Annotated in this window: 7 protein-coding genes and 1 CRISPR repeat array; all 7 genes read left to right on the top strand. The window is 29.5% G+C overall.

Going from position 1 to position 10,507, the window contains the following annotated elements; genetic code table 11:
• Position 1: 1 nt before the first annotated feature.
• On the top strand, positions 2-1,759 hold the full coding sequence (locus RT412_RS06460; protein WP_313345974.1) for a TIGR02556 family CRISPR-associated protein: 1,758 nt from the start codon (positions 2-4) through the stop codon (positions 1,757-1,759).
• A gap of 18 nt (positions 1,760-1,777) precedes the next feature.
• Entirely contained in the window at positions 1,778-2,749 is a 972-nt protein-coding gene (cas7b, locus tag RT412_RS06465) for a type I-B CRISPR-associated protein Cas7/Csh2 (protein ID WP_313345971.1), read from the top strand.
• Positions 2,750-2,763: 14 nt separating this feature from the next.
• The gene (gene cas5 / locus RT412_RS06470) at positions 2,764-3,492 is read left to right on the top strand and encodes a CRISPR-associated protein Cas5 (RefSeq protein ID WP_313345968.1); all 729 of its coding nucleotides are present in this window, start codon (positions 2,764-2,766) and stop codon (positions 3,490-3,492) included.
• 64 nt (positions 3,493-3,556) lie between these two features.
• Positions 3,557-5,962 carry a CRISPR-associated helicase Cas3' gene (gene cas3, locus RT412_RS06475; protein ID WP_313345965.1) on the top strand — a complete coding sequence of 802 codons (2,406 nt, stop codon included), beginning with the start codon at positions 3,557-3,559 and terminating at the stop codon, positions 5,960-5,962.
• Positions 5,963-6,015: 53 nt separating this feature from the next.
• Positions 6,016-6,516, top strand: a complete 501-nt coding sequence (gene cas4 / locus RT412_RS06480) for a CRISPR-associated protein Cas4 (RefSeq protein WP_313371178.1) — start codon at positions 6,016-6,018, stop codon at positions 6,514-6,516.
• Positions 6,517-6,532: 16 nt separating this feature from the next.
• Positions 6,533-7,525, top strand: coding sequence for a type I-B CRISPR-associated endonuclease Cas1b (gene cas1b, locus RT412_RS06485; protein WP_313345960.1), 993 nt, complete (start codon positions 6,533-6,535; stop codon positions 7,523-7,525).
• Positions 7,526-7,535: 10 nt separating this feature from the next.
• Positions 7,536-7,799, top strand: coding sequence for a CRISPR-associated endonuclease Cas2 (cas2, locus tag RT412_RS06490; RefSeq protein ID WP_313345956.1), 264 nt, complete (start codon positions 7,536-7,538; stop codon positions 7,797-7,799).
• Positions 7,800-7,940: 141 nt separating this feature from the next.
• A CRISPR array of direct repeats spans positions 7,941-10,482; the repeat unit is 30 nt; unit sequence GTTTATAGATTACCTATAAGGATTTGAAAT.
• Positions 10,483-10,507 lie beyond the last annotated feature (25 nt).

Genomic DNA, 10,507 nt, shown 5'->3' on the forward strand with positions numbered 1-10,507 from the left:
AATGCTATATGATGTTTACAGGGTAGGAAAGGCTATAGGCAATTTAAGTGGTGATAATGATAAATTATTAATTCCGGAGACACCGAAGGATATTACACATGTAATATCGTTGTGTTTTGAAAGAAGTAGGGAGGAAGTAATTTATACGGGTATTGATGTGACGGATTATAATTTAAACATCGCGCAAAAATACTTACTTAGAAGAGGTTCCTCAAGAGGAACAAATTATGGACCAAGTGCACAATTGACAGAGGTTAATAAAACTCTTAACGTTAAAATCAAAGCATGGTTCAAGGACTTACAATCAGAAGAGTCTAATGGAAATGACCAGAACATTATATCACAAATCTATCAACTCATTAATGATAATCAAAAAGAAATAGAAGCTTATATAAGTCAAAATATTCCTAAAGGTAAGGATGTAAAAAACTTGTTAACGGTTAAGGTAGATGGAAAATTTCCGGCAGATATTGGAAAATTTTATCACTCTTATTCTGATAAAATCAGGAAGAAATTAGTTGGTGAAGAGAGTTACAGGGGCACATGCTGTTTATGTGGCGAAAAAAATGTAGATTTGTTACCTAAAGTAGATGTATTTAAGTTTTACACACTTGACAAACCGGGCTTTATAAGTGGTGGTTTTTCTGAAGAAAATATATGGCGAAATTGCCCCGTTTGTATATCATGCGAACCTGTTTTGAGAGAGGGTAAAAAATATATGTTGGACAACCTTGGATTTAATTTCTATGGTTTAAATTATTATTTATTACCTTCATCGACATGCAACCAAGATGTACAGGATATTTTAGTTGATATGTTGGAGAATATTTCAAATAAAAGTTTTTCGTTTAAAGAAGGAGCATCTAAAGAGATAGATTCTCTCAGTGATGATATTTTTGATGAATTAGCAGAGTATGGCGATGTGAATTCATTTAGAATTATATTTTTTAAGAAGGAAAATTCTGCAGAAAGGATACTTCTTGACATTAAGGATATATTTCCTTCGAGATTTAGAGAATTATATTCTGCTAAGTATAAGATTGAAGAAACATATAACATTATCATTAATGAAAAGTTTAATTTTGGCTATTTCAGGGAGTTTTTAAGAAAAACTGATAATAAAATGAGAGATAATGATTTGGATAATAATTTTCTTTCATTGGCAAAGGATATTTTCACAGGCGAGAAATTGTCTATTAATACTTTATTACCTCATTATATGAGGAATATAAGGTATGCATTTGTAAATGATGATAAATTCAAAGATACTATATTATATGCATGGATTGGATTAAGTTATTTATATGAAATAGGATGTATTGATTATAAAAGGGAGGATTTTATGGATGAAAAATTAAATGAGATATTAAGCAATTATAGTGCGGGACTTGACACAAACGTAAAAGTTGCTTTGGTTTTGACAGGTGCATTAGTAGAGAATGTTATGTATGTACAAAAGATAGAATTAAATGGGGCAACTCCATTTGTATCTAAATTAAAAGGTCTTAAAATGCGTCAAGATGACGTGCAAGGTTTAATCAGTGAAGCTGTTAATAAATTGAAAAATGAATATACAAAGTATTATAATGATGATTCGAGATTAATAATAGAATCAATTTCTGATCTTATTCTTAAATCAGATGTAATTTGGAAGTTATCCATTAATGAAATAAATTTTTATATAGCATGTGGAATGTCATTAAGTAAAAAAATATATGAAAAGCTAAATGAGAGAACTAAAAAACAGATTATAAATTAAATGAGGAGGAAGATTAAAATGTCTATTGCCAAAAGAAGTGAAGTAATCTTTTTGTATGATTTATCATGGGGAAATCCAAATGGAGATCCGAATGATGATAACAAGCCACGTATTGATTCGGAAACGGGAGTTAATGTTGTTACAGATGTAAGATTAAAAAGAACAATAAGGGATGAACTTATAGCAAGAAATTATGAGGTATTGGTAAGAGATACAAAAACAGATGATGGATTTTTAGCAGACGGAAAGCATAGAGGGTATGACTTTTTAAATGAACCATTAAAAAGTAAAATCAACAGAATGTCAAAAAAGGAAATTGAAAAAGTTAAAATTAGTTTGGATGATTTAGAACAATTTAAATCAAATATAAAGAAATGTATTGATATTAGATTGTTTGGATGTGTATTGCCAAGTGATATTAATGGAGCAAACTTACAATATACAGGACCGGTTCAATTTAAAATGGGATACTCTATGCATCCTGTCAAATTAGAGTTAGTTAAAGGTACAGGAGCTTTTGCAAGCGGAGAAGGCAAAGACCAGAAAACATTTAGACAAGAATACATTCTGCCATACAGTTTGATTAATTTTTACGGAGTGATTAATGACAGGGCTGCCGAAATAACAGGACTTTCAGAAGAAGATGTAAATATTTTGTTAGATGCAATGTGGCATGGTACAAAAAACTTAATTACCAGAACCAAGGCAGGACAAGTTCCAAGACTATTAATTAATGTTACTTATAAAGAAAAGGACTTTTACATTGGCGAGTTAGATAAGAAGATTAAGTTTTTCTATGATATTGCTGGTGAATCAGTAAGGGCAATAAAAGATGGAATATTGCAATTGCAAGATCTAAAAGATTGCCTTGTCAGAAACAAGAAGAAAATTGAAAAGGTTTCAATCAGACTAGATTCGGAATTAAAAACAGATATTGATATTGTTGAAGAATTTAAAAATATAGGTGTAATAATTGATGTTATCGCCTAAGCGAGGTGATATTTATGAAATGTGTATGTTTTAAACTTACAGGGGATTATGGACATTATAGGCCTTATTATACAACCAGCTCACCAACTACATATTCACTTATGCCGCCGACATCGATTTATGGTTTGTTAGGTGCGATGTTAGGCTTGGATAAAACCGACAACCATTATTATAAAGAGTTGGAGAGTGCCAATATAAGAGTTGGAATAGGCCTGCTTACTCCTGTTAAAAAGACTATTATGAGTACAAACTTGGTAAATACAAAAAATAATTATTGGGTTCCTACAAATAAGAATTCAAGCGGTCCAAGAACTCCCACCAGATTTGAATATGTAGTTAGGCAAGAATATTTATTATTTATTACAATGGAGAATGAGCTATTGCTTGATGAATTGGCTAATAGGCTTGAAAAACACTGCTTTGCTTATGGAATTTCATTAGGATTGTCTAATTTAATAGCTGATGCGAAATTAATATGCTATGATATTTTACAAAAAGTTATCAGCGATGATTACACAGAAATGGATTCAGCTGTACCAACAGGCAAAATAGAAACAGAAAAGGGAATTAAGGTATTACCGGATATTAAATATTGCAAAGAAAGATATGTTAAGAAGTTTGGTGAAAATAGAATTCCTTTAGATTATGTGGATGTTTTGTTTTCAACAAATGCAAGAAAGATATCTGTTAAATGTAATGAAGTATATAAATTAAATAATTATTATATTACTTTTTTAACTTAGTTCTTTAAGAATCCCCCGCTTATATAAGTGGGGGAGCATTTTAAAAATTTCAATGGAGGATAACATGCGAGAGATATTATCTCATCCAAATAGAAGGTTGAAAAAACATTTGGATGAAGTTTTGCATTGGGGTGACTTATATAAAAAAAATGCTAATTGTAAATTACTCAATCATATAAATAATGATTTGTTGTCCAGCTTTTTTATATTTCATGACGTTGGTAAAAGTACGAGCTTTTTCCAGAAATATATCAGGCATGAAGATGTAAATAATGATTTAAAAAGCCATGCCGCTTTATCGGCTATGTTATTTTTATACTATCATATATTAAAAGATGATATTTCAGATAATGAAGAATTGATAGAAATGATGACTTACGCAATTTTAAAGCATCACGGTGATTTAGAAAGACTTTCTGATATAAATGATTATGTTACAAGAAGCAGTTTAGAAAACATAGATAAAGAAAAAATTGTTATTCAATATAAATCTATTGATATGGAATTTATTAAAAAAGAGTTAGTGGAATTAGGATTGGAAGCAGAAATTTTAGATAAAGTATTTAATAATGAAGAAACTTTATTCATTCAAACATTAATTAATTTTTTCACAAAAAGAAGAAAAAAGAAAAGCAGGGATAGAATTAAGGTTAAAAAAGGCGGCATAGAAACTGAAACAAATTTAGAAAAATATTTTACCATGCAAGTTTTATTTTCATTGCTCATAGATTCGGACAAAAGTCAGGTATCTTTAGGAGATAGAGAATTAGTTAAAAGAGCTGAAATCGAAGCAGATGTTGAAAAATATATCGAAGAGCAAGGAACAATACAGTCAGAGTTAAACAATCTGCGCTCCATGGCTCTTGAAGAAGTCAACAGCAATATAAATATAAATAGCAATATATACACTTTAACATTGCCAACAGGTATGGGTAAAACCTTGAATTCTTTTAATTATGCTATTAAATTGAGAAAAAGGTTGTTTGAGCAAACAGGTAAGATATATAGAATTATTTATGTTATGCCTTTTATGAGCATTATTGATCAGAATGCAAATGTTATTGAAGAAGTTTTAAGAAAGTCACACAAAAACATATATAACAACATGCTTTGCAAGCATCATCATTTGACTGAAATTGAGTGGGTAGCAAATGAAAATACATTGATTGAAGGCAGTAATGCACAAATGTTGATTGAAGGTTGGAATAGTGAAATTGTAGTAACAACATTTCAACAATTTTTTTCAACTCTTGCAGGATATAAAAACTCTATGCAGAGAAAATTTAATAAACTTAGTAATTCTATCGTTATTATTGATGAAATTCAAGCTATTCCGGTAAAATATTATAAATTTATAGGAAAGTTACTGACAGAATATGCGGAGTTAATGGACAGCAAGGTTATTGCTATGACAGCAACACAACCTCATATTTTCAGCAATGATGTTAGTGAGCAGCTATGTGAATATAAAAAATATTATGCTCAGTTAAACAGAACAAGAATTATAAATGAACTTAATTACAGTAGAACGGTTGATGAATTTGTATATGATTTGGAATGTGCCGATTCAAAAAGTTATTTGTTTATACTCAACACCATAGAAAGCTCAAAAAAATTATATTCATTATTGAGAGATAAATTCTATGATAGGAGTATTACATATCTTAGCACATTACTTCCGCCTAAGGTAAGAATGGATAGAATTAAGGATATTAAGTCGAAAAAACATGATATTGTGGTAAGTACTCAATTAGTTGAAGCAGGGGTAGATATTGATTTTAACGTGGTATATAGAGATTTGGCGCCATTGCCTTCGATTTTCCAAAGTGCAGGAAGAGCGAACAGAGAGGGAAAGGGTACCAATAAGGGAGAAGTTCATATTGTTAAGCTTAAAGATAACAAGGGCTTTTATGCTGATAAAGTTTATAGAAGCGCAAAAACAGATTTAGATATTACAGAAAAATTATTAAAAGATTATGATACCTTGAATGAACCGGAGTTTATGTTAATAATAGAAAAATACTTTGATAAAATGGCAGATGAAAATATTAAATCGCAACATATTTCAGATGCGCTTTTAAAAGGGGCAGAAGAACATTGGTTTTATGGAGAGAATTATAGTTTATCTGATGAGAAGATTCCGTTAAATGGCTTTGAATTAATAGAAAATAATGGGGAAAAATTTCAGGTATTTATTGAGCTTGATGATGATGCAGAATTAATTTGGAATGAATATATGACTATAAGCAAACAAACGGAAGATAAATGGGAACATAAAATAAAGCTCAAGGCAATATCAAGGAAAATGTCAGAATATATTGTAGACATTAATAATACTACAAAGTCAAAATACAATCGACCACCTTTGGATAGCAATCAAGTATATTATTATGTTAGCAGGAGTGAGCTTGATAGATATTACAATGAAGAAACTGGATATGGAGTTGAGTCAGATGTATATTATTTTTAGGTAAGTGATGAAATTTCCCTACATCTTTTAAGATATAGAAAGGATTTTTGATGATGAATGAATTTAATGTAAGTGGTACCTATATATGGTACTATTGTATATGTAAAAGAGAAGTATGGCTTTTAGCTCATGCGTTAGAAGCAGATCAGCAAGATGAGAATATGCAAATAGGAAATGTAATTCATGAAACATCTTATAGCAGAAACAGCAAAGAAGTTGGATTTGGACATTCTAAATTTGATGTAATTTCTAAGGATAATGGTAAATTGGTGGTAGGTGAAGTGAAAAAGAGTTCAAGGTTTGTTGAAAGTTCACGGATGCAGTTATTATTTTATTTAAAGGAATTATCAGATAACAATATAGCTGCAGAAGGAGTACTGATGTTTCCTGATGAAAAGAAGAGAGAAATTGTAAAATTAGATGAGGAAGGCAAAATAAAACTCGAAAATATTGTCAAGGATATAAAATTAATTATAAACCTTGAACATGCTCCACCACCAGTTATGATTAAATATTGCAAAAAATGCGCATATGCTGAATTTTGTTGGGCATAGGGAGGAGATTTAACATATGAAGAAAACAATTTATATATTTAATGATGGAGAAATTTATCGTAAAGATAATACAATTTATTTTGAAGGTGAGGATGGCAAAAAGTATCTACCTGTTGAGGATATCGGCGAGATATGTGTAATAGGTGAAGTTGGTACAAGTAAGAAGTTTTTAGAATTTTGTACATCTAATCAGATTGTCATTCATTATTTTAATCATCATGAATATTATGTTGGAAGTTATTATCCAAGAGAACATTACAATTCAGGTTATATGATTTTAAATCAGGCAGAACATTATCTTGATATATGTAAAAGAAAGTGCTTAGCATACAAATTTATTAAGGGTAGCGCCCTTAATATAATAAATGTTTTAAAATACTATAATAGTAGGGGGAAAGATATAGAAAAGAACATAGAAAATATAGTGCAATTATTAGACAAGTTAGATATCTATATGGATATTGATCAGATGATGGCTATCGAAGGAAATATTAGAGAAGTGTATTATGCAGCATTTGATGATATATTAGAAAATAATACTTTTTCATTTGATGTTAGAAGTAAAAGACCTCCGTTAAATAAAATGAATTCATTGATAAGCTTTGGAAATTCATTGTTATATACATCAATTTTAAGTGAAATATATAATACCCATCTGGATCCTCGAATAGGGTATTTGCATTCTACTAATAACAGAAGATTCACGCTAAATTTAGATGTAGCAGAAATATTCAAACCTATAATTGTGGATAGAATTATTTTCACATTGATAGGTAAAAAAATGATTCAAGCAAAGCACTTTAATAAAAGCTTGAATTCTGTTTTACTTAATGAAGAAGGTATGAAAATATTCATATCACTTTATGAGGAAAAGCTACAGTCTGTTTTTATGCATAAGGAATTAGGTCGCAACGTATCATACAGGAGATTAATAAGAATGGAATTATATAAAATAGAAAAACATTTAATGTCAGAGAAAAATTATGAGCCTTTTATTAGTAAATGGTAGGTGATTATATATGTTTGTTATATTGGTTTATGATGTAGGTGAAAAAAGAGTTGCTAAAGCATTAAAAACTGCGAGAAAATATTTGTATTGGGTTCAAAATTCTGTATTTGAAGGCGAGATTTCTGAAGCAAATCTTCGAAAATTAAAAGATGAATTAAAAAAATTATCAGACGAAAGTGTAGATTCTTTTATCTTTTATTCATTTAGAACAACTAAATATTATGATAGAGAAATTATTGGTATAAAAAAAGGCGGTCACGAGCTATTTTTATAATTGTCGATGCCCTATAATGTAAAAATATGTGGCGATCGACAATTAATAATATGTTGAAAATCCAGAATTACTTTATATTTGCACATATGAAATAACAATAGTAATTTTTATATTTTACTGTGAAATTTAGTGTTTTTGTGGGTTTATAGATTACCTATAAGGATTTGAAATTCAGCTGCCTCATCACCTGCAACTTGAAACTCACGTTTATAGATTACCTATAAGGATTTGAAATATACATCATATGTCCCGTTTGCCAGTGCTATTCTAGTTTATAGATTACCTATAAGGATTTGAAATCCGTATACAATGCAAGTCCTTCGGGATTGTAATAAGTTTATAGATTACCTATAAGGATTTGAAATTAAAAATCCTGTACTCTAATGGTAGCGTGTAAATGGTTTATAGATTACCTATAAGGATTTGAAATCTATTAGGACCGCCTTCACCAAAAAGAAAATAGACTCGTTTATAGATTACCTATAAGGATTTGAAATCAGCATAACAGACAATTTAAAATATTACAATACTAAGTTTATAGATTACCTATAAGGATTTGAAATCTAAAACGACTTCTGAAACAATTCAAATACCAAACACGTTTATAGATTACCTATAAGGATTTGAAATGATTCTGACTTGGATATAATTGGAGAATTAAAACAGGTTTATAGATTACCTATAAGGATTTGAAATGAACTTGAGTATGAGAAATATAAGATCATCATAAAAGTTTATAGATTACCTATAAGGATTTGAAATAATAAAAAAGGAGCGAATAACATGGAAATTAAAAACGTTTATAGATTACCTATAAGGATTTGAAATAATACATAAAAACCCTTTCCGTAATCCTCCTTGATAGTTTATAGATTACCTATAAGGATTTGAAATTCAATAAAATATAAAAATAACCGTTGACAAACAAGTTTATAGATTACCTATAAGGATTTGAAATAAAATTTCTCCACAATATGGACATTCGCAAACATCAGGTTTATAGATTACCTATAAGGATTTGAAATTCATATATTTCTAAATTGTTTTTTGTGCTACTACATAGTTTATAGATTACCTATAAGGATTTGAAATTGGAATAGAAAAACAGAGACAACTGGACAGGATCCTGTTTATAGATTACCTATAAGGATTTGAAATAAGTCACTGGCTTTCAAGATGCGGTAATGGAACTACGTTTATAGATTACCTATAAGGATTTGAAATACAGTAAGTAATAATATAGCTACTATAGTTGGAACAGTTTATAGATTACCTATAAGGATTTGAAATTTTTCAATTATTTGAGGTTCCGCTACTGAAAGTATTCGTTTATAGATTACCTATAAGGATTTGAAATTGGATAAGTACAGAGATATTAAAGCGGAAAAAGTTTCGTTTATAGATTACCTATAAGGATTTGAAATACAATACGCAATACAAAAGGCTAAAACAATAGTAAGTTTATAGATTACCTATAAGGATTTGAAATTCTGTAGAGGGTGGAACTACAGATAAAGATATAAAGTTTATAGATTACCTATAAGGATTTGAAATCACAAAAACAAACGGTACAGTATAGCAGGATATATGTTTATAGATTACCTATAAGGATTTGAAATACAGCAATGTTGGCAGAATAAGAAAGGAGAAAACATGGTTTATAGATTACCTATAAGGATTTGAAATCTCCAAATAAGATATGAAATTTTTAGATATATTCTCGTTTATAGATTACCTATAAGGATTTGAAATAGAAAATTAAATACTTCATAAGGAGGAATGATGGAGTTTATAGATTACCTATAAGGATTTGAAATATCCCTGTATCGGATAAATCTCTATTGGATAACCGGTTTATAGATTACCTATAAGGATTTGAAATTCAATGCGGTCAGTTGTTTCTGCTGCCTTTGTTGCCACAGTTTATAGATTACCTATAAGGATTTGAAATTTCAGCAAGTAGAGCAGCATTGCTTGAAGCTTGGAAAATGGTTTATAGATTACCTATAAGGATTTGAAATTGATACACAATGTATCAAGTTGTGCATGCGGAGATTGTTTATAGATTACCTATAAGGATTTGAAATCAGAGAAAGACTTTATAAAAGATATCATAAAGGCTTGTTTATAGATTACCTATAAGGATTTGAAATCAATACCTTTCAGGCTTCCGAGTCTGAACGAGTACATAGTTTATAGATTACCTATAAGGATTTGAAATCCGGACAATACAAGATTGCTTCCCAATGATGTCCGTGTTTATAGATTACCTATAAGGATTTGAAATGTAATATCTATAACTATATCAGACGTATTTAATAAAGTTTATAGATTACCTATAAGGATTTGAAATACGGGTAATTTTCCGATATTCAAATTAGGTTGCGCGTTTATAGATTACCTATAAGGATTTGAAATTTGGCATCCAAATCCTCAATTTGTAGACCACGTTCAGTTTATAGATTACCTATAAGGATTTGAAATTCAGAGAAGTGTTTAGAATTGTTGGCGAACTCAAAGAGTTTATAGATTACCTATAAGGATTTGAAATTTGTTATAAATAAAAGCAACAGCACCAACAGCTTTAGTTTATAGATTACCTATAAGGATTTGAAATTTAGGGGGCGAGTGTTGGAATATGAAAAAAGTTTATGTTTATAGATTACCTATAAGGATTTGAAATTTGTTATAAATAAAAGCAACAGCAC

Origin of the sequence: Sedimentibacter sp., from assembly GCF_032080165.1 — a bacterium.
Classification (GTDB): domain Bacteria; phylum Bacillota; class Clostridia; order Tissierellales; family Sedimentibacteraceae; genus Sedimentibacter.